The organism is Cellulosimicrobium funkei (assembly GCF_001019615.1).
In the GTDB taxonomy this organism is placed as follows: domain Bacteria; phylum Actinomycetota; class Actinomycetes; order Actinomycetales; family Cellulomonadaceae; genus Cellulosimicrobium; species Cellulosimicrobium cellulans_E.
On the sequence record NZ_JNBQ01000018.1, the window covers coordinates 1 to 19,309 of the forward strand.

Annotated in this window: 15 protein-coding genes; 9 read left to right on the forward strand and 6 right to left on the reverse strand. The window is 70.8% G+C overall.

Annotated features, from left to right (window positions below; all coding sequences use genetic code 11):
• A partial coding sequence (locus FB00_RS13140) for a DUF1918 domain-containing protein (protein WP_047233414.1) occupies positions 1-400 on the reverse strand: 400 nt, incomplete at its 3' end.
• A 75-nt stretch (positions 401-475) separates the two neighbouring features.
• Positions 476-2,479 (reverse strand): thioredoxin domain-containing protein, encoded by a 2,004-nt coding sequence (locus tag FB00_RS13145; protein ID WP_047233384.1) that lies wholly within the window; start codon positions 2,477-2,479, stop codon positions 476-478.
• Between the two features lie 95 nt (positions 2,480-2,574).
• Here FB00_RS13145 and FB00_RS13150 point away from each other — a divergent pair, with 95 nt between their 5' ends.
• Positions 2,575-4,827: a serine/threonine-protein kinase gene (locus tag FB00_RS13150; RefSeq protein ID WP_047233385.1), complete on the forward strand. Its 2,253-nt coding sequence runs from the start codon at positions 2,575-2,577 to the stop codon at positions 4,825-4,827.
• Between the two features lie 65 nt (positions 4,828-4,892).
• Here the strand turns inward: FB00_RS13150 and FB00_RS13155 are convergent, their stop codons facing one another.
• The 4 genes from FB00_RS13155 to FB00_RS13170 form a co-directional block, all read right to left on the reverse strand.
• Positions 4,893-5,351: a hemerythrin domain-containing protein gene (locus FB00_RS13155; RefSeq protein WP_231581844.1), complete on the reverse strand. Its 459-nt coding sequence runs from the start codon at positions 5,349-5,351 to the stop codon at positions 4,893-4,895.
• A gap of 278 nt (positions 5,352-5,629) precedes the next feature.
• Positions 5,630-6,433, reverse strand: a complete 804-nt coding sequence (locus tag FB00_RS13160) for an amino acid ABC transporter ATP-binding protein (RefSeq protein WP_047233387.1) — start codon at positions 6,431-6,433, stop codon at positions 5,630-5,632.
• On the reverse strand, positions 6,430-7,359 hold the full coding sequence (locus FB00_RS13165) for an amino acid ABC transporter permease (RefSeq protein ID WP_082141287.1): 930 nt from the start codon (positions 7,357-7,359) through the stop codon (positions 6,430-6,432). Before FB00_RS13165 ends, FB00_RS13160 begins: the two co-directional genes overlap by 4 nt.
• Positions 7,360-7,366: 7 nt before the next feature.
• A complete protein-coding gene (locus FB00_RS13170; RefSeq protein WP_047233388.1) occupies positions 7,367-8,245 on the reverse strand; it encodes an ABC transporter substrate-binding protein in 879 nt (292 codons plus the stop codon).
• 1,040 nt (positions 8,246-9,285) lie between these two features.
• Here FB00_RS13170 and FB00_RS13175 point away from each other — a divergent pair.
• The 8 genes from FB00_RS13175 to FB00_RS13210 all read left to right on the forward strand — a co-directional run bounded on the left by FB00_RS13175 (position 9,286) and on the right by FB00_RS13210 (position 19,309).
• On the forward strand, positions 9,286-9,648 hold the full coding sequence (locus tag FB00_RS13175; protein WP_047233389.1) for a hypothetical protein: 363 nt from the start codon (positions 9,286-9,288) through the stop codon (positions 9,646-9,648).
• Between the two features lie 441 nt (positions 9,649-10,089).
• On the forward strand, positions 10,090-10,431 hold the full coding sequence (locus FB00_RS13180) for a hypothetical protein (RefSeq protein ID WP_156186400.1): 342 nt from the start codon (positions 10,090-10,092) through the stop codon (positions 10,429-10,431).
• Positions 10,432-10,852: 421 nt separating this feature from the next.
• A complete protein-coding gene (locus FB00_RS21180) occupies positions 10,853-11,890 on the forward strand; it encodes a DNA adenine methylase (RefSeq protein ID WP_052877657.1) in 1,038 nt (345 codons plus the stop codon).
• Positions 11,890-13,896, forward strand: a complete 2,007-nt coding sequence (locus FB00_RS13190) for an ATP-binding protein (protein WP_047233391.1) — start codon at positions 11,890-11,892, stop codon at positions 13,894-13,896. Before FB00_RS21180 ends, FB00_RS13190 begins: the two co-directional genes overlap by 1 nt.
• A gap of 1 nt (position 13,897) precedes the next feature.
• Complete coding sequence (locus tag FB00_RS13195; RefSeq protein WP_047233392.1) at positions 13,898-15,325, forward strand: hypothetical protein; 1,428 nt, start codon at positions 13,898-13,900, stop codon at positions 15,323-15,325.
• A gap of 47 nt (positions 15,326-15,372) precedes the next feature.
• A complete protein-coding gene (locus FB00_RS13200) occupies positions 15,373-16,446 on the forward strand; it encodes a hypothetical protein (RefSeq protein WP_047233393.1) in 1,074 nt (357 codons plus the stop codon).
• Entirely contained in the window at positions 16,443-18,008 is a 1,566-nt protein-coding gene (locus tag FB00_RS13205; RefSeq protein ID WP_047233394.1) for a hypothetical protein, read from the forward strand. Before FB00_RS13200 ends, FB00_RS13205 begins: the two co-directional genes overlap by 4 nt.
• Complete coding sequence (locus tag FB00_RS13210) at positions 18,005-19,309, forward strand: AAA domain-containing protein (protein WP_047233395.1); 1,305 nt, start codon at positions 18,005-18,007, stop codon at positions 19,307-19,309. The genes FB00_RS13205 and FB00_RS13210 overlap by 4 nt, the downstream gene beginning before the upstream one ends.

Consider the following 19,309-nt stretch of genomic DNA (forward strand, 5'->3'; position numbering starts at 1 on the left):
GCCGCCGCAGCGCGCGCCCGACGGCGATCTCGTCGCCGATGAGCGGGACGTCCAGGTCGTGCGGGTCACGACGCGCGCGCCCGACGGTCCGCAGGTGCTCCGGCGTCTCCGCGACGAGCACCGCCTCCGCCGTCGTGCGGCCCTCCGACTCGACGACGCTGACCTGCACGCGCCACACCTTCGTGGTGTCGGTCCCGCCGCCGTTCTCCGCCCCGGGCACGTGCTCGACGTAGCTGTCCGACCCCGGGTAGACGAGCGTGCGCTCGCCGGTGTCCGCCCACTCCACGAGGTACGGGGGCGACCCGTCCTCGTGCCGCAGCTCGACCACCACCCCGTCGCGCACCGCTCCGCCGACGACCCCCGAGGCGGTCACGATCCTGTCCCCGACCGATGCCCTCATGGCTCCTCCTCGTGCCGCACCGCTCTTCCATCATGCGACCGGCGCGTGCGCCGTGCACCCCCGGGCCGGGCGCGGCTACGCGTCGAGCTGGGCCCGCAGCGCCTCGGGGTCGCGCGCCGGGAGCCGGCACACGAAGTCGGCGCACAGGTAGGCGCCCGGGCCGCGACCGGCGAGCAGGCCGACGCCGTCGACCGCGAGCGCCGCGGCGTCGCCGGGCGTCGCGCCGAGCAGCAGGCCGTCCGGGTGGTACCAGTCGCGCGCGGCCTCCCGGAACGCCTCGCGCAGGTCCGGGTCGGCCACGAGCACGAGCTGGTGGGGCGGCTCGGCGAGCCCGACGGCGACGCGCAGCACCCCGGCCGCGCCGAGGGGATGCTCGCTCGCCGTCGGGGACGCGGCGACGTGGGCGCGGGCGGCGTCCCGGTAGCGCGGCTCGCCCGTCGCGAGGTGGGCCAGCAGCGCCGCCCGCGCGGCCGCCGTCGTGCCGGACGGGACGGCCCCCTCCGACGCGTCGGCAGCGGCACCGGCCGCGAGCCCGAGGTCGGTGAGCACGGGGTCGGTGCCCTGCGGGGGCCGCAGCTCGCCGTCCGCGCCGACGGTCGCGTCGACGAGGCGCAGGCCCTCGCGCACGGAGCGCGGGTCCCCGGTCAGACCACCGAGAGTGAGAAGCCCGGCCGCGAACGCCCCGTAGTCCTCGAGCGTCGCGACGGCGTCCGAGGCGACGCCGCCCTCCGACGCGCGCACGAGCGTGCCGTCGGCCCGCACGTGCGCGGTCAGCAGCCGGTCGGCGGCGGCGCGCGCGGCGTCGGTGAGGTCGGGCAGGCCGAGGTGGTGCCCGGCCCGTGCGAGCGCCTCGATCGCGAGCCCGTTCCAGCCGGTGAGCACCTTGGTGTCGAGCGGGGGCGGCTCGTGGTGCGCGCGCTCGGCGGGCGGGAGCAGGTAGTAGCCGCCCTCGACGCGCTCGCCGTCGACGACGGACTCCGAGTCCTGCGCGCTCGCGAACGCGCCGTCGGCGAGGCGCAGCACGCGCAGGAGGAAGCGCCCGACGTCGGCCGCGACCCGCGCGGCGCCCTCGCCCGGGTCCGGGGTCCCGGGGGCGGGCGCGGGCGTGCGGAGCAGGCCGTCCACCGGACCGGTGCGCCGCAGGACGGCGAGGGTCGTCGCGGCGGAGAGGAGCTGGGCGTTGTCGTAGAGCATCCGCTCGTAGTGCGGCTCCGACCAGTCGGGCCGGGTCGCGTAGCGGAAGAACCCGCCGTCGACGTCGCGCAGCGAGCTCGCCGCCATGGCGTCGACCGTGCGCCCGGCCAGGACGAGCGCGCGCCGCGCGACCTCGGGGTCCACGACCGACGACGCGGCCAGGTCGAGCAGGAGCTCGAGGGTCGGCGCGACGGGGAACTTCGGCGCGCCGCCGAACCCGCCGTGCACGCGGTCCTCCGCCGCCTCCAGCCGGTCGACGACGGTCCGCGCGTGGTCGCCGAGCCGGCCGACCGGCCCGTCGTCGGTCGCGTCGGGGGCGCCCGGCTCCCCGGGGGTGACGACCGTCGTCGCCGCGGCGCGCGGGACCCCCGTCCGCCGCCCCGCCGCCGCGTCCCGCAGCGCCGCGCGGATCGCCTCCCCGGTGTCGACCACCTGGTCGCGCCGCTGCTCCCAGGCCTGCGCGACGGCGTCGAGCACGTCCCGGAACGCGGGCCGGCCCGCCACGGGGACCGGCGGCCAGTAGGTGCCCGCGTAGAACGGGGCGCCGTCCGGCGTCGTGAACACCGTGAGCGGCCAGCCGAGGTCGGGCGTGAAGGCGCTCGCCGCGGCGAGCAGGCTCGCGTCGACGTCGGGGTGCTCCTCGCGGTCGACCTTGACCGCCACGAAGCCGCGCGCGAGCTGCGCGCCGATCTCGGGGTCGGAGAAGCTCTCGCGCGCCATGACGTGGCACCAGTGGCACGTCGCGTACCCGACCGACACCATGACCGGCACGTCCCGGCGCCGCGCCTCCGCGAACGCCGCGGCGCCCCACGGGTGCCAGTCGACGGGGTTGTCGGCGTGCTGCCGCAGGTACGGGCTCACGGCGTCGGCGAGGCGGTTGACCATGCCGTCCAGCCTGCCAGGTCCGCGCGGCGCTCGCGGGGCGGGACGTCGGAGTTGTCTGCTACGTCCAGGACCGGCGCGCTTGTAACGTTGCGCCCATGCCCGGCCCCGAGCAGTCCGCCCTCGCGGTGGCGACCGACGACGACACCCGCCTGACCACCCAGGCCCCCGCCGACCCCGCCGGGCCGATGCCCGCCGCGCCCGACGTCTCCGTCCGACCTGCCGCCGCCCCCGACGCCGAGCCCGGCCCCGCGCCGCTCCCCCGGCGACCCGTCCGCCAGGTGCCGGCGAGCGGCGACCGCCGGGGCCCGTTCACCCTCGGCGAGGTGCTCGGCCATGGCGGGTTCGCGCACGTCTACCGCGCGACGGACGCGGACGGCGGAGAGGTCGCGGTGAAGGTGCTGACCGGCCTCCAGGAGGGCTCCCGCGAGCGCTTCACGCAGGAGGCGAGGCTGCTGGAGGCCGTGGGCGGCCGCGGCTTCCCCGCGTTCGTGCGCTCGGGCCTCGACGACGACCAGCCGTGGTTCGCGATGGGGCTCGTGCCGGGCACGACGCTGCGCGACCAGGTCCGCACGTCGGGACCGCTGGACGGGCGGCAGGCGCTCCGCCTGGCCGCGCAGGTCGCCGAGGCGCTGCTCGTGCTCCAGGAGCAGCACTGCGTGCACCGCGACCTGAAGCCCGCCAACATCATGGTCGACGGCGACCGCGCGGTCCTCATCGACCTCGGCATCGCGAAGCTGTTCGACACCGCGACGTCCACGCAGCCGGTCGGGACGCTCGCGTACATGGCGCCGGAGCTGTTCGCCCGCCGCGTGCACCCCCGTTCGGACGTGTACGCCCTCGGCCTGCTCCTGATCTTCGCCACCACGGGAGTCGTGCCGGCGGACCTCAACTTCCTCGGTCGCGACCTCGAGGCCGAGGACCTCGTGCGCGAGGTGCCGGACGACCTGGTCGGGGTGCCGGCCGGGATGGAGCTGGCCCCGTCCCCCGCCGAGCTGCCCGAGATCGACCCTCACCTGCAGGACCTGATCCTGTCGATGACGCGCTACCAGCCGAACCACCGCCCCGCGCTCGAGAGCGTCGTCGCCGTGCTGCGCGCGCGGCTCGCCGGGGAGGCCGCCGACGAGACCCTGCTCCTCACGCGACGGATCGTGGCCGACGGCGCCACGGCGGCCGAGCGGGCTCTCGGGCCCGTCGCCGGGCTGGGTGCCGCGACCGGCGCACCCGTCCGGGGCGCGCGGTCGGCCGACGCCGTCGCGGTCGAGACGGACCTCGGGGCGGACCCCGTCATGGTCGCCGGGCGGGACACCGCCCGCGCCCGGGAGCCGTGGCACGCCCTCGTGTACGACGCCACGCTCATGAGCGTGCTCTCCGAGGTGCACGGCGACGGGTTCGACGGCGCGGCCTCGGAGGTCATCGCCGACCACGTGGCGAGCATCGGCGCGCACGTCGCCGACGGCCGCACCCCGGCCGAGCTCAAGGACTGGCTCTGGCAGGCGATGCAGTGGCGGGCCGCCACGCCGCCGGCCGGGCACGCCGACACCCTGCGCGGGTGGCGGGCGTACCGTCGCCCGCCGCACGTGGCACCGGGCGAGCCCGTGGTCCGCCTCGCCCCGCCGCGCGCGGACGAGCCCGCCGCCGCCCCGGTGCACGGCGCCACCCGCGGGCGTTCCTGGCCGGTGCCCGTGCGGCGGGTCTCCTCGCTGGGCCGACCGGCGGCGACCTCGTCCGCAGCGGAACCGGGGGCCGCCGCCGTCGTGCGGACCCGGGTGCTGGACTCTCCCGACCTCGTCGCCACCCAGGTCGGGCGACCGGTCCCGCCGTCGGTCCCGCCGCGCCGGAGCCCCGTCCAGCACCTCGGGCCCACGCCGCGCTCGGCCCGGCCGCGTGTCACCGGCGCGGCCGTCACGAGCACCCCCCGGCCTGCGGACACCTCGCAGAGCAGCCCCGCGGCGCCCTCGGCCCCGGGACGCGCGGCGGCCCCCGCGGTCGCCGCGCGCCCCCGCCCCGCCGCGTCGTCGTCCGGGAGCCGGTCCCGGGTCGCAGGCACGCTCCTGCGCATGCTGCCGCGCCTGCTCGCGGTCCTCGCGGTGCTGCGCACGCTGTGGCTCGTGCCCGACGGCGCGGCCCGGCAGAGCGAGCCGTTCGTCCCCCTGCCGTCGCAGCTCCTGGAGACCCTGCGCGTCTCGGTCGACATGGCCCCGCTCGTCGACGGTCCGGTGCTCGCCCTGGCCGCGCTCGCGGTGGCCGTGGCGCTGCGCGTCGCCGGGCAGCGCACGTGGACGTGGCTGTACGCGCTCCTCGCCTCCGCGTCGGTCGCGACCACGGTGGTGCTCGTCCTGCGCGGCTGACCGGCTGTCGGGGTGGGTCGAGGGCGGTCGTGGCGGCACCGCGGGGTGCCTCCACGGCCGTGGGCTCAGAGCGGGCCGAGCACGTCCCGGCGCGGCGCCCTGAGGTCGAGCGCCGCGAGGACGCCCCCGAGCGCGCGCTCCTCGTACCGGAAGTGCGACTCCATGATCGCGCCCACCCCGTCGAGGTGACGCACGACGGCGTCCCGCGACGCGGCGGGGTCCGTCGCCCGGTCGAGCGCGTGCTCGAGGTCGGCGACGAGGTACGCGATCATCCCGTGGTCCTGGCGCAGACGCCGCAGGACGTCGGCGAGGTTCGGGTGACGCCGCTCGAGCTCGGGGAAGAGCACCGCGTCCTCCGCGGTGTGGTGCCGGGTCAGGGCGGTGCAGAAGCCCCGGCAGTACACCAGCAGGTCGGTGACCGGATCGTTGGGGTTCGGGTCGTCGTCGTGCACGGCGTCCCGCACCAGCTCCAGCGCGCGTCGCAGCCGGCCGTGCACCGCCTGCATCTCGTCGTACCAGGCCACGAGCCTGGCCTTCTCGCCCTCACTCACCGGTGAGGAACGAGGAAAGGGTCCGTGCCGTCACGGCTCCCCCTTCCGGGTTCGGCGCCTCCATGCCTGACGTGGTCCGCCACCGGCACGCGACGCTGGGCGCGACCCTACCAGCCCGCTCCGCGGGGGTCGCGCGGCGTCGCGTGCGCCGCCGACGAGAACGACACCACGCGCCGTCGAACACGACCTGAGGGCCGCGAAGAGGCTCAGAACGACCCTCAGGTCGTGTTCGGCGGCCCCGGGGACGAGGGTCAGGCGTGGAGGCGGCGGAGGAACGCGCGGGTGCGCTCTTGCTGCGGGTCGCCGAGAACCTGTTCGGGGGTGCCTCGCTCGTGGACGCGGCCCTCGTGGAGGAAGCAGACCTCGTCGGCGACGCGTCGCGCGAAGCCCATCTCGTGCGTCGCGACGAGCATGGTGCGGCCCTCGGCACGCAGCTCGGCGAGCAGGTCGAGCACCTCGCCGACGAGCTCGGGGTCGAGCGCGGACGTCACCTCGTCGAGCAGGAGCAGCTCGGGCCCGTTGACGAGGGCGCGCGCGATCGCGGCGCGCTGCTGCTCGCCGCCCGAGAGCTGGTCGGGGTACGCGGTCACCTTGTGGCCCAGGCCGACCCGGCCCAGCATCTCGACGGCCGCCGCCTCCGCCTCCGCGCGCGCCCGCCGGTGCACGAGGCGCGGCGCGAGCGTGACGTTGTCGAGCACGGTGAGGTGCGGGAAGAGGTTGTACGCCTGGAAGACCATGCCCATGCGGGCGCGGACCCGGTCGGCGTCGAGCCGCGGGTCCGCGACGTCCTCGCCGTCGAGCAGGATCTGCCCGTCGTCGACCTCGTCGAGGAGGTTGACGACGCGCAGGAGCGTGGACTTGCCCGAGCCGGACGACCCGACGAGCACGACGCACCGGTGCGCGTCGACGTCGAGGTGGATGCCGTCGAGCACGACCCGCCGCCCGCCCGGGACGCCGGGTGCGGGGAAGGTCTTGCGGACGCCGCGCAGCGAGAGCAGGTGGTCCGCGCCGGCGTCCTGCGGGGTGGCGCCGGAGGGCAGGACGACCCCGCTCATCGGATGTCCCCCGCGCCGCTCACGGTCGCGAGCGACCGGCCCCAGCCGCGGCGCGCCTGGTACGCGTCGACCGCGCGCGTCAGCGGGAACGACACGAGGAAGAACAGGATCCCGGCGACGACGTAGGGCGTGAAGTTGTAGCTCCCCGTGGTCGCGATCTGTGCCGCGCGGATGGCGTCGACCGCGCCGAGCACGGAGATGAGGCCCGAGTCCTTCTGGAGCGAGACGAGGTTGTTCGCGAGCGGCGCGGTGACGTTCCGCACGGCCTGCGGCAGGACGACGCGGCGGGTCGTCTGGGCGCGCGTGAGCCCGAGCGAACGCGCCGCCGCGACCTGCGACGGGTGCACCGACTCGATGCCCGCGCGGAACACCTCGGCCAGGTAGGCGGTGTACGTGAGGACGATCGCGAGCGCCCCGAGGAACGCGCCCGACGTCGGCAGCCACTCCAGGCGCAGCGCGGGCAGCCCGAAGCCGACGAGCAGCAGGACGAGCAGGAGCGGCACCCCGCGGAACAGGTCGACGTACGCGGTCGCGAACGCACGCAGCGGGAAGAGCGCCGGGATGCGGCTCGTGCGCGCGATCGCCAGCCCGAGACCGAGCAGCGTCCCGACGACTCCCGCGACGACCCACACGCGCAGGTTGAGCCACAGCCCCTCGAGGATCGCGGGCAGCGACTCCCACGCCATCGCGGGGTCGAAGAACGCGGTCCGCGCACGCTCCCACCCGGGTGCGTTGACGACGACGAGCACGACCGCCGCCACGACGAGGACCGTGCTCACGAGCGCGACCAGGAGCGAGCGGCGACGCTGCGCGCGCCGGAACGCCGCGCGGTCGAGCGCGAGCGGCGACGGCGACCACGCGAGGGTCGGGGCTCCGTCGGGCTCGTCGCTGCGCCCGGGCGGGCGCGCGTCGTCGGGCACGGTCACGGCCGAGTCACTCGAGGACGGGGATGTCGTCCGACTTGAGCCACGTCGTGCGGAGCTCGGCGAGCGTGCCGTCGGCCTCGAGCTCGTCCACGGCCTGGGTCACGCAGTCGGTCAGCGCGGAGTCCAGGTCGAGCACGAGCCCGTACTGCTCGACGACACCCTGGTCGGGCAGCGTCCCGATGACGACGGAGTCGGGGAAGTACTCGGTCGACGCGGCGACGCCCTGGTCCACGTCCATGACCATCGCGTCGATCGTCCCGGACTGCAGCGCCTGCATGCCGTCGCCGGCCGCGTTGTACGGCGAGATGTCCGCGTCCTCGCCCCACGCGGCCTCGGCGAGCGTGAGGCTCGTCTGCGCGGCCGTCACGCCGATGCGCGCTCCGTCGAGCTCGGCGAGCGTCGTCGCGCCCGCGTACGGGCCGTCCTCCATGACGATGACGCCCTGGCGCGTCGTCAGGTACGGGCTGGAGAAGTCGACGGCCTGCATGCGCTCGTCGGTGATCGACGTCTGGTAGGCGGCGACGTCGAACGGCTTCACGGCCGGGCTGATGATCTGCTCGAACGTCACGGTCTCCCAGGCGACGTCGTCGGCCGCGTAGCCGAGGCGGTCCGCCACCGCGTAGATCAGCGCCGACTCGAAGCCCTCGCCCGAGTCGTGCTCGCCGATGTACCACGGCGCGTACGCCTCGCCCGCGCCGACGGTCAGCACGCCGTCGGTGAGCGTCGGGAGCGCGCCGGGCTCGCACTGCGCGGCGTCACCCGAGGCGCTGCCGCTCGGGCTCGCGGTGTCGTCGCCGTCGCCTCCCGACGAGCAGGCCGTCAGCGTGAGCGCGGCGACCGCCGTGACGGCGGTGAGGAGGGCGGGACGGGGACGCAGACGGCGCATGGTGACCTTCCGGGTGTCGGGCGCCCGCGGGAGTGGTGGGCGCCGGCCACTGACGATAACGCCGGGCCGTGGGCCGTGGCTTCCCCCGGCCGCATCTCGGCCGGGTGGGGCGCGTCACAGCGCGGAGCCCCGGTGGTACGGGGCGACGCGCCCCCGGCGGGCGGCCCCGAACACGACAAAGGCCCTCGATCATCAGATCGAGGGCCTTCGCCTTCTGAGTAGCGGGGGCAGGATTTGAACCTGCGACCTCTGGTCCAGATTCTGGCGATCTGGACCGCTCCGAAAAGTTGCTGGGATTCAGGCGAAAAACCCTGATTCACGTAGGCCGACGGCTGTCGACCGCGTCCAGGGGACCGAAGTTGCGTCGGGTTGACGCCGCGTTGACATGGGATTCATTCGGGTGCCAATGAGGTGCCAGTGTCGAGTCACCTGGCTGGTTCTGCGGCCTGTCGTCGCGCACCGCCAAGGAACCTCGGCAACCGCCGGAGGAGGTCGAACAGCGGCTGGTTCTCGTCCGAGTTCCAGATCGGCGCGACGGGCACGGCGATGACGTCGGCCGAAGCAAAGTGGAGCTTCGCCCCTGGACGTCCGGGCCAGTCGCCCGCCCAGACTCATCGAACGGCAGCGCATCACTCCTGACGTCGATCTGGACGAGATCCCACAACGAACGCGCGGTCACCGCGAGGTCGGCGTGCTCGTGTCGCCCCCGGACGATCGCCGTCGCCTGCACCAGGATCGACTCGCCGACCACGACAACCCGCAGCTTCGTGTCTTCGCCCCCCCTCCGTCGAGTCCTGCCCGAGCGACACGAAGGTGATTGTCTCGTCGCCAAGAGCGAGCACGATGGACGATACGCCACTGGCCGACCCAGTGCGGCGGCCTGCCGAAGCTTGCCAACTCCGACCAGCCCGGCGGGTTCTGTCTGATCGCCCGGTAGATCTGGCGCAGACATCGAGGGCGACGCGGCCAGCGCTTCAGTTCGGGCCACCAATGCCAGCTCTCGCGGCGGCGTAGACGACGCACAATTCCTCGGCGCCCGCTTGTTTGCCCGCGGGCAACTGTCGCTGTGGTCCTCGCTTCCACGCGACCAGCTCGGTTCGATCCTTGACGACCACGACCTGGTCCAGACCCTGACCGCCAATCTGAGCACCGTGGGCGCACGTCACGTCCTCCCGGGCGAGCGATTCGGCCTCGCTGCCGGGTTGAGCGGCGCCCTCACAGTGCTGAGCCGTGGAAAGGCGACGGGCATCAGTCGCACGTCAGCGAGCCTGTTCTTGAGCCCTCGCCCCGTCCGGGCGATTCTGGACGAATCGGTGACGGCGGCGGCGTTCAACCTCGGTGCGGTTGAGGTCGCCCAGCACCTCGCCACCATGGTGATCAAGGACTTCGAAGCATCCAGTTGACCCGCACGGCGCGGCAAGGCACCCAGAGGATCGCCGCGTACGGCTTGTCGGGGAGCAGATGGCGACGCTCGGTGCACAGTTGCTCGAGATCGGCGAGAGCAACAAGGCAGTCCGGGTCCTTGACGCATCCGAGAAGGACTTCGTTGCGGGCGTGCCCCGTCGAGGTGTCCTGCCAAACCCCTTCCGTCGTCCCGGCGCTTCGGGCGCCAGCACGAGCATTCAGTTCGACTGGCGGAAGGCTGCCGAGCTCCTTAAGAGGGGCGGAGCTGGTGGGCCGGCGGTGCCGAGAACATCGGCGAGGGCGGACTTAAGCCGCTCAGCGGGTCGCCCGGCCACAAGATCATCAAGGACGTCGGGCACTTTCTCGGGCACAAGTTCAAGCCCTGGGAGGCGGTGAAGATTGCGGACGTCGTTGGCAAGGCCGCCGCGGCAGCCGGGTTCGTGCTCGTCGCCGTCCAGGTAGTCGGCGACGCGCGAGCGGTCGTCAAGGAGGAGCGCGCGGCGCTCGAGCAGGCGCGGGAGCGCGATCGCCAGCACCGCGCGCTCGTCACCGAGATCATGGGACGCGCGGACGAGATCGTCGATCGGGCGCGCACCGGAGTACACGATCTGGTCGACCCGATCCTCGACGAGCTCCTCGCCGACATCAAGACCGCCCAGAACGAAGGCCTCGCGGCGCAAAGCGCGCGCGACACCGCCACGTCTGAACTCACCGCCATCGCCGCGGAGTCCGACCGGCTCCTCGCAGCGAGCGTCGGTGACGCAGGATTTAGAACGGCGTGACAGAGTGCGGGGCCGGGAGGCTTCTCGGCCCCACCCCCGCTGGTCAACGCGCCCCCGCGGTTTCGGTCTCGCGTCAAGCTGTTGGGAGGCCTTGTCCCCGACACGGAGGTGAACACCGACACCTTCCTCGCGATCAGCGCCTAACCCCACCCACGGGATCACCGAGCGCTACACCACTACTGGGGACTTGACCGCAGTTTCCGCGGGGAGCGCGCGGCGGCGCTGGGCTCGACACATCTCTCCTGCGCGGGCCGAGACACGTTCGGAGGCCAGGGGAACCGACAACGCCCGCCAGGTTTGCTCACTCGAAACAGGGTGTCGCGTACGAGTGTGTCTCCGGTCCCGACTAGGGTCGTGGCACAGGCCCACGCAGCCAGCGGAAGCCCGACTAGACACACGCTAGACACGCATGAGGAGAGCAGTGAGCGTCGAGCCGATGACGGCGTCTTCGATCCAAGGCGCCGTCCCCGCCGGCACGGCGTCGCCGCGGCCGGTCGCGGAGTCCGTCGACCCGGAGGGCCTGATCCCGCTGTCGGGTGTGCGGCGCCCTCTTCCCCTTCGTACGCTCTCGCCCCTCCGCTACCCGGGCTCGAAGCGCCGCATGATCCCCGCCATCGCCGAGGTCATCGAGGCCAATGTCCCGGCGCCCGAGCTGTTGGTCGAGCCGTTCTGCGGGGGCGCCAGCGTCTCGCTCGGGCTGCTTGAGATCGGCGCGGTGAAGCGGGTCTTCCTGGCAGATCTCGATCCGCTCATCGCAGCGTTCTGGAAGGTCGCGACTACCGACACCGATTGGCTCATTGCGGCAATGCGCAAGGAGCCGATAACCGTCGAGCGGTGGGACTACTGGCGCGGCTTCAAGCCGACGGGCGCGCGGAACCGGGCGCTTAAGTGCCTCTTCCTCAACCGGACGACCTTCTCCGGGATCATCGGCGGCAACGCCGGCCCGATCGGTGGCCGGGCTCAGCGCAATTACAAGATCGACTGCCGCTTTGACATGGACGGCATCGAGGCCCGCCTGCGTCACGTCCGGGAACTCGCCGACGAGGGACGCATCGTGGGCGTCCACGAGGGTCGGTGGCAGGACTCCATCCGCGTGGCACTGGACATCCACGCCACCCGGGGCTGGCGTACGAAATCCCTCGTCTTCTACATGGACCCTCCGTACATCGAGAAGGCGGGCGGGATCTACCGCCGCTCGTTCACCGAGCGTCATCATCGCGACCTGGCCCAGTACCTAATCGGGAGCGGCGAGCGCTGGATCCTGTCGTACGACAAGGAGCCCTTGGTGCTCGACCTTTACGGCGCGGACAAGGTGCCTGAGGCGCGTCGGTTCGCGGTACCGCACACGTACACAATGACCGGATCGCGATCGAGTCCCGTGCCGGGCCGCGAGGTCCTCTTCACCAACCTGCCCCAGATCCCAGCCGCACGCGGCGAGTTCGACACCACGGAGTCTTGATGAGCATCACGTCCGCCCTTCTCGCGGCCCAGCAAACCGCGACGCCTCTCGCGGCGCTTGTCAACGACGGGTGCCACGCGATCGGCGGCGTCTTCCGCCTCGACTACAACTCCGCCGTCGTGCTTACCGACGACTTTCGGAAGAAGCAGGCGGGCGGCGTACCCCACGGCGGGTTCCTCCTCGCCGCCGCGGGCACCCAGACCACGGAGGGGTTCGCGCTCGACGACGAGGAGCTGATCCTCCTCCGCGTGCGTGGCACCGCCCCGCTTCCTAACGAGCCTGACCTGGTCCAGACGCGGCTGGCGGTCGTACGCGACGCAGGGGACTCGGGCAAGGGCTTCGACGAGGTCACGGACGAGTTGACCCGCAACGAGCTCCAGCAGTCCGCCTTCGACTGCGAGGTGATCGGGACCTTCTACACCTCGGGCGACTCGCGCCTCGTCGAGTTCGGCGCCGACATCGACAATGTAGTCTCGTCGGCCAAGTACCAGGTCTTCCTGCCGTCGAAGAGCGTGCTGTCGTGGCTGGCGTCGTACCCCGAGACCGGCGAGAAGGATCTCCTGCCACTCGGTGTTGTTCGCTTTTCGTCGACCCGACGTCGGGCGCGAGCATCTGGGATCGACCAGGCCGAGGTCCGGGTCCACATCGACGACTTTGTCGCGCGCAAGACCGCCGTGTTCGGCATGACGCGGACGGGCAAGTCCAACACGGTCAAGACGATCGTCACGGCTGTTCACCGCCAGAGTGCCGTCACCGGCGCACGCGTCGGTCAGCTGATCTTTGATCCGCAGGGTGAGTACGCGAACATCAACGATCAGGACAAGACGGGTCTCCGGCTCCTCGGCGACACGGCCGACCAGGTGCGCGTCTACAAGGAGAGCCCGGACACGGGCGAAGCAGTGGAGCGTCCACTTCGGATCAACTTTCTCGATCCGGCGAGTCTCCAGACGGTCTGGGCGATGGTGCAGCAGGAGGTCGCGGAATCGGCTTCCGCGGGCGCTCAGTACATGGCCGGCTTCCGTGCGGTCAGCTTCGCGGTGCCAGACTCGAAGGACTTCAGCGCGCTCGGCCACTTCGAGCGCAACCGCCTCGCGTTCTACGCCCTGCTCCACCGTGCCGGCATCGCTGGCCCGCTCCCCAGTACACGTATCACGCTGACGAACGACCTGGTGGCCGCAGCCACGACGGGCTCGGGCGCAATCGCGGACGTCACGGGTTCCGGGAAGCACGCGTTCTTGACGAGTACCGGCGCTGCCGAGAAGCTCCTTGACTGGCTGAAGACTCAGAACGCCGCCGGTAAGCTCACGGACTCCTGGAAGCAGGACTTCGACAAGGGTGAGCTCTCCGACATCTTGAAGGCCATGGAGGGTCGGGCGGGAGATGCCGCGATCAAGCGGCTCAAGCCGTTCCACGACCGCAATGCCATCGGCGACATCGGTGAACTCGTGTGGCAGGACATGCTCGCGGGACGCCTGGTCATCATCGATCTCTCTAAGGGCAACGGCACTGTTGTGAAGACGCTCTCGGAGCGGATCGTCACGACGCTACTTGACCGCGCGCGTGACGACTTCGCAGCGGGTAAGGAGCCCCACCCCTTCCAGGTGATCGTCGAGGAAGCGCACAACCTGTTCGAGCGAGGCGCGAAGGAGGTTGCTGGGAACCCTTGGGTCCGCATGTCCAAGGAGGCGGCGAAGTACAAGATCGGACTGATCTACGCGACGCAGGAGGTGTCCAGCGTGGATCAGCGCATCCTCTCGAACACGTCGAACTGGTTGGTCGCCCACCTTAACTCGGACAACGAGACGAAGGAGTTGTCGCATTACTACGACTTCAAGACGTGGGCCGAGAGCATCCGCCGTGCCGAGGATCAGGGGTTCGTGCGCATGAAGACCTACTCGGGCAAGTACATCGTTCCCGTCCAGGTCGCGAAGTTCGACCACGCGATGATCAACGAGGCCCGTCTGGCGTCCGGCCTGCAGCCCGTTGACCCCGCGAAGATCGTCTGACATGCCCTACCCGATGGAGCGGGCATCCCGGCTGGGCCACGTCCCAGTCGTCAACAGCCAGGCAGTTCGTGATGCCTTCTCGCGCTGGCAGGTCGCCCAGGCGGCTCCATCGGACGTGGGTCTCGTCGCGTCGATGTGTCACACGCTCGAGAGCCTCCCCCACGCTCAGGCGTCCGCCGACGTTCGGTTTGCCATCACGGTCGACGGCTCCGACACCGAGGTCGAGGCAACGCGCGAACACCCAACGGTCAAGGTCGGTTACGTCCGCGTTGCTGCGTCGTTCATCGACCTGTCCAAGCTCCACGCCTCGGGAGTCGGTGAGTTCGTCGACCCCACCTTGCTCCGCGAGGCGCACAAGCACGCGGCATTCGACGGCGCGCTGCCTGGGTCAGGCCTAGTCATGCCCGGCCGAACTGGTGTCGACACCTGGCGCCAGGAGCTCGACAAGCTGCTTGCAACCACCAAGTTCGATGACGAGTCCCCGCTGACGCTCGCCGACATGCTCCTGGCGCTGCACGGCACACCGGACGCGGCCGCGGTCTCGATCTCGTTGCGCCGCTGCCCGACCTGCGGCAACAAGGATGATCAGCTTCCCGGTGGCGCAATCACTGTGCCGAAGGCTGGAACCATCTGCCCCGCGTGCTCCGCACCTGTCTTCCTCGGAGATGCGCTCCGGACTCACGAGGAGTACCTGCCAGAGGGTTCAAACCAGTCGGCACTCACGCGGGTCATGCTCGTCGCCGAACGGCTAACATCCCTCGGCTACATGCAGGTCCTCCATCGCGACCCCCACGGTGCGGACGCCATGCGGCGGACTCTCTTCATCACGGACGGACCGCTCGCGCTCCATGGTGTTGTCGCGCCGCTGAAGCGTCGTTTCCAGGACTACCTCGGCGCTATGACGACGGCGGCTGCGGCGAGCGGGAGACCGGCCACACCACTCGTGGTCGGAGTGGAGAAGTCAGGCCGGTTTGTTGAGCACGCCGACATCATCAAACACCTGATCCCCGAGGGCAGTGTTATGGCTCTCTCGAGCGACTACATCAACCGGATCACCGGCCGCCCTGCTGAACACCAGTACGGCGTCGACGAGTTCTATGGACGGCGGTTCATCTATCGCACCCAGTCGGGGAGCGCGCTCGTCATCACCGTTCCGCCAAGTACGGGCATCGCCCCCTACGGCACGCCGGCGGGAGAGGACATCGCGAGTTATCCGACACTGAGGCCCATCTGCGAGGTGCTGGACCGCGTTCAGACCCGTCTGTACCCGAATGCGGTCATCCCTGTTGCGCTCGCGCACTCGGCTGCGTCCCTCCCGCTCGGGGTCGGGCAGTCCGTGCTTCGCGCCATGGGTCAGGACCTTCTCGGGCTTCGTCGCACGTCCCAGATCGTCCAGCGCGGACCGTTCCCAGGAGGCGGCGCGCGTTAAGTCACGTCGGCACCGGCTTGATAAACCAGAGCAACGCGGGGTGGAGAGTGGCTGAGATTGATGAGATCCGCGAAGAGGCACGGCGCAACACGCGCGGCCGCTTCGAGCAGTGGGCCAAGAACCCGACCTGCCATGCGAACACGATCTCCGCGGTGCACAACGTCCGCCTCGATAAGGCGGCCGCGGCGGCCGGGCTGACGCCCAGCTATGGCCAGTCGCCGTTCGCGATCGCTCGGGGCAACAGGTTCGAGGCCGGCCTGTTCTTCGACGACGCCGCAAAGCTCCGTTCCGCGCTGGAGCGGCGTCGTGCACTCCCCGAGGGGTCGTCAGGCTTCCTCGACCTCCGACTCAAGATGAACGGCGGCACCACCGTGTTGTCGATCAACGAGGCGCTGGAGAAGACAGAAGTGTGGCTGCGGGCCGTGGCCGCGCACAGCGACCCGCAAGAGACCATCGTCGCGGCACCGATGCTGAAGATCCCTCGCGGCGTGATCCTTCCTGAAGCCCTCCTGATCATCGACGCCTGCACGGTCACGCCCGCCGAGGACGGTCGACGCCTCATCACTGTCGGGGAGGTGAAGGTCTTCCCCGACCGGGGCGGGTACACCGACGCACACCAACTAGCCAGCTCTCGGGCCCAGGCCGGGCTGTACCAGCACGCAATGTCGCTCGTCGTCCACGCGCTCGGGCTTAACGACGCGATCAAGGTGAACCGCGAAGGGTTCCTCGTGTTCACCTGGCCCGGGTCGAACTCCCCCTCTGTGCGTGCGCACGAGGACCTCACGTACCAGGCGATCCGTGCTGAGCGTGGCTTCAACCGGCTCGAGGAGGTCGCTCAGGGGATCGCCCTCAAGGGCAGCTTTGCTGCGGACAACGCAACGATCATCGCGCATGTCCTCGATGCCGAGACCGACTACTCCGAGAGATGCCTGTCGTTCTGCGATCTCGCGCCGCGATGCCACGCTCGAGCAGAAGCGTCAGGTGACGCATCCGTCCTCGGTGACGAGATCAAGCGCCTCCTCGGTGACATGCCCGTGTCTCGCGCGATCGACCTTCTCCACGGCGCCGTTCCGGCCGACGACCGCGAGGCGGACCTCGCCCGGCAGCTGGGGGTCGCATGACGACTCGTGACATCGCTCTGAAGCTCCGCGCCTGGGACGCGGGGCGTCCGCTGACGCGCTACTCGACCCTGCACCATGCGCTCGTCCCCGCCGATCAGACGATGCTCGTGGCGTTCGTCCGTATGGCCGGCGAGTCTCGTCCGTGGGGCATCGCGTGGGGCACGGCCGACGCAGAGCCGACGATGCAGACCGTTCCCGATGGTCGTGTGCGCGACGACGTTGCCGTGCTGTGTGCGGCGTTCGCAGAAGACCTCTTGGCGCACATGCGGGTCCACAACTGGACGTACGACCCCGTTGACGAGCGCGCGGAACCCGCTGACCTGCGTCAGCTGTGGCTACCGAACTCGGCCCATGTCGCGATGCTCCACCAGCTCGACTACGCCTACTCGCAGACGAAACACGGCGGAAGCAACCTTGACGTGCTGCGCTCTCTGGGCCGCCTGTGCGGCTGGCTCTTTCGCGACTCGACCCGCACCGGTCACCAGCACCTCGTCGATGCGAGCCAGGCGCTGCGGGACGCGTTCGTGTTCCCCGCCCAGAACGCGCGCTCGGCCCACCTGGGTTACCTGCTCGCTTGGCTTACCGCTGACGGTAGCCGAGCGGACCACATCGAAGCTGCGACAGCCGCGGAAGGTCTGACGGTCTCCCCCACGTTGGATCCGACGGTCGAGCGCGACACGCTGAGCAAGCCCGTCGAGGCGTGGAACCTCTCGCGAAGGGACGGACACGACAACGCCCCAGCGGCCGGCGTCGTCGACGCGACCCTCAGGGTTGAGCTCGAGCGCCGCTGGGACCTGACCCGGGCCGCGTATGAGTTGCTCTCGAACGACGACCGCAAGGTCAACGCGGGTGTTCCCGCGCTCGTCAAGGAAGCCCACCAGGAGTTCTGGTTCAGCCACCAGCGGGTCGAGCTCCGCCTCGCCGACCCAACCCAGGGCAAGGCGTACGTCGCGCACCCCGAGACCGACTTCCATGGCTCGTCGGCGGCCTCCCGCTACCTCCAAAACGAGGCCGCCGATGAGGCGTTCTTCAACCACCTCGTCCACGACGACACCGAGTTACTCGACGATGCGTTGGAGGCCGGCGACGCCATTCGAGGCGAGGTTGTCCAGGTCAGGGATGAGGGCGTAGGACGCACGACGAAACCCTTCTGGGTGGTGCGGGTCGACCCGACCGCTCCGAACCGGTTGCGTGAGAACGGCCGCCTCGTGCCCTACGGGTCGGCAGGCCACGAGGCGACAATCAGATCCATCGACGCCACTGACGACGGCCTCGACGTCACTATCGAGTGGACGAAGCTGAAGACCCGCGCCCTGACTGTCAGGTCGGCGGCCAAGCCGGCCGACCCCAGCTGGCAGGGCACGATCGCCGACTTCGTCAGCTCTGATGCCGCCGACCTGACCAAACGCCGCAGCCAGCGCGTCTGGAAGGCGAAGGACGGCGCCGGGGCATGGCTCACGCACGGTCGTCAGCCCGCACCTACCACGATCGAGACCGACGACGGCGTAGTCGAGCAGCTCATCGATGACACCCAGCAGATCGAGAACGGGGCACTCGCGTGAGCATCACAACCATCGATGACGAGTACGCGACCCTCCAGGACGACCTCACCGGCTACTTCCTCGACGGAGGAAGGCTCGCGGTCATCAAGGCGCCTCCAGGATCCGGCAAGACATACACGCTGATCGAAGTGCTTTCCGCTCTCGTCGCGGAGGGCAAGACCATCGCGATCGCTGCGCAGACCAACAGCCAGGCCGACGACATCTGCGCACGGTTTCACCGCGACCACCCTGAGGTGCAGACGACGAGGTTCGCGAGCACCGGCAACCGGATGCCCGCCGACTTTCCAGGCGCCGTGCCGTGGATCACCGACAAGAACACCCTCCCGATCACCCCTGGCGTCACGGTGACGACGACGGCCAAGTGGTCGCTCACCGAGCTCCAGCACACGTACGACCTGCTCGCCATCGACGAGTCCTGGCAGATGAGCTGGGCCGACCTCATGCAGTGCGCCCTCATCAGCGGCAACTTCCTGATGATCGGCGACCCCGGCCAGATCCCGCCGGTGGTGACGATCGACGTACGTCGGTGGGAGACATCGCCCCGCGCCCCGCACGAAGCCGCCCCGAACGTGGTGCTCGGCGAGCAGGGGCTGCTGGAGTTCGCCTTTGTCGGCTCGCTGCCGGCGTGCCGTCGACTGCCGAGCGAGGCGGTTGACTTCATCAAGCCGTTCTACGACTTCGACTTCCACGCGTATGTGCCCGCTGGCTCGCGCGGGCTCGACCTCCCAGCCGACCACGCCCTCGCTCGCCTCGGCGATGGTCAGCCCGTCGCACTGACGGTCCCGACGCCCGACCAGGGCCCTCCCATCGAGGTCGACCACGAGATCGCAGCCCTCGCGGCCAGGGTCGTTCACGACCTGATCAGCGCAGGCGCGTCAGTGCGCGACGGCGGGCAGCCCCGTCTCCTCGTGGGCGCCGACATCGGCATCTCTAGCAGCCACCGCGTCATGAATGCCGCTGTCTTCGCCGCACTTGGCACGATTGCGAACGAGGTTCGCGTGGATACCCCCGAGCGATGGCAGGGTCTTGAGCGCCCGGTCATGATCGCGGTTCACCCGCTGTCGGGCGTGACCCAACCGTCGGCGTTCGACTTGGAGACGGGCCGCCTCTGCGTCATGGCGTCGCGGCACCAGTCGGCGCTCATCGTTCTGACCCGCGACCACGTCGGCACCACCCTGGCCAACCATGTGCCGTCCGCCGAGCAGGCACCAGGACGACCCGACACCGTGGGCCGCGGCCACGATTCGCACATCAGATTCTGGAACGCGCTTCAGGCTAGCGGCCGCGTGCTGACCGCATGA

Coding starts and splice junctions, on each gene's coding strand:
- FB00_RS13160 (WP_047233387.1), bottom strand. CDS start 6,433: ATGAGCGGGGTCGTCCTGCCCTCCGGCGCCACCCCGCAGGACGCCGGC.
- FB00_RS13145 (WP_047233384.1), bottom strand. CDS start 2,479: ATGGTCAACCGCCTCGCCGACGCCGTGAGCCCGTACCTGCGGCAGCAC.
- FB00_RS13150 (WP_047233385.1), top strand. CDS start 2,575: ATGCCCGGCCCCGAGCAGTCCGCCCTCGCGGTGGCGACCGACGACGAC.
- FB00_RS13195 (WP_047233392.1), top strand. CDS start 13,898: ATGCCCTACCCGATGGAGCGGGCATCCCGGCTGGGCCACGTCCCAGTC.
- FB00_RS13190 (WP_047233391.1), top strand. CDS start 11,890: ATGAGCATCACGTCCGCCCTTCTCGCGGCCCAGCAAACCGCGACGCCT.
- FB00_RS13170 (WP_047233388.1), bottom strand. CDS start 8,245: ATGCGCCGTCTGCGTCCCCGTCCCGCCCTCCTCACCGCCGTCACGGCG.
- FB00_RS13205 (WP_047233394.1), top strand. CDS start 16,443: ATGACGACTCGTGACATCGCTCTGAAGCTCCGCGCCTGGGACGCGGGG.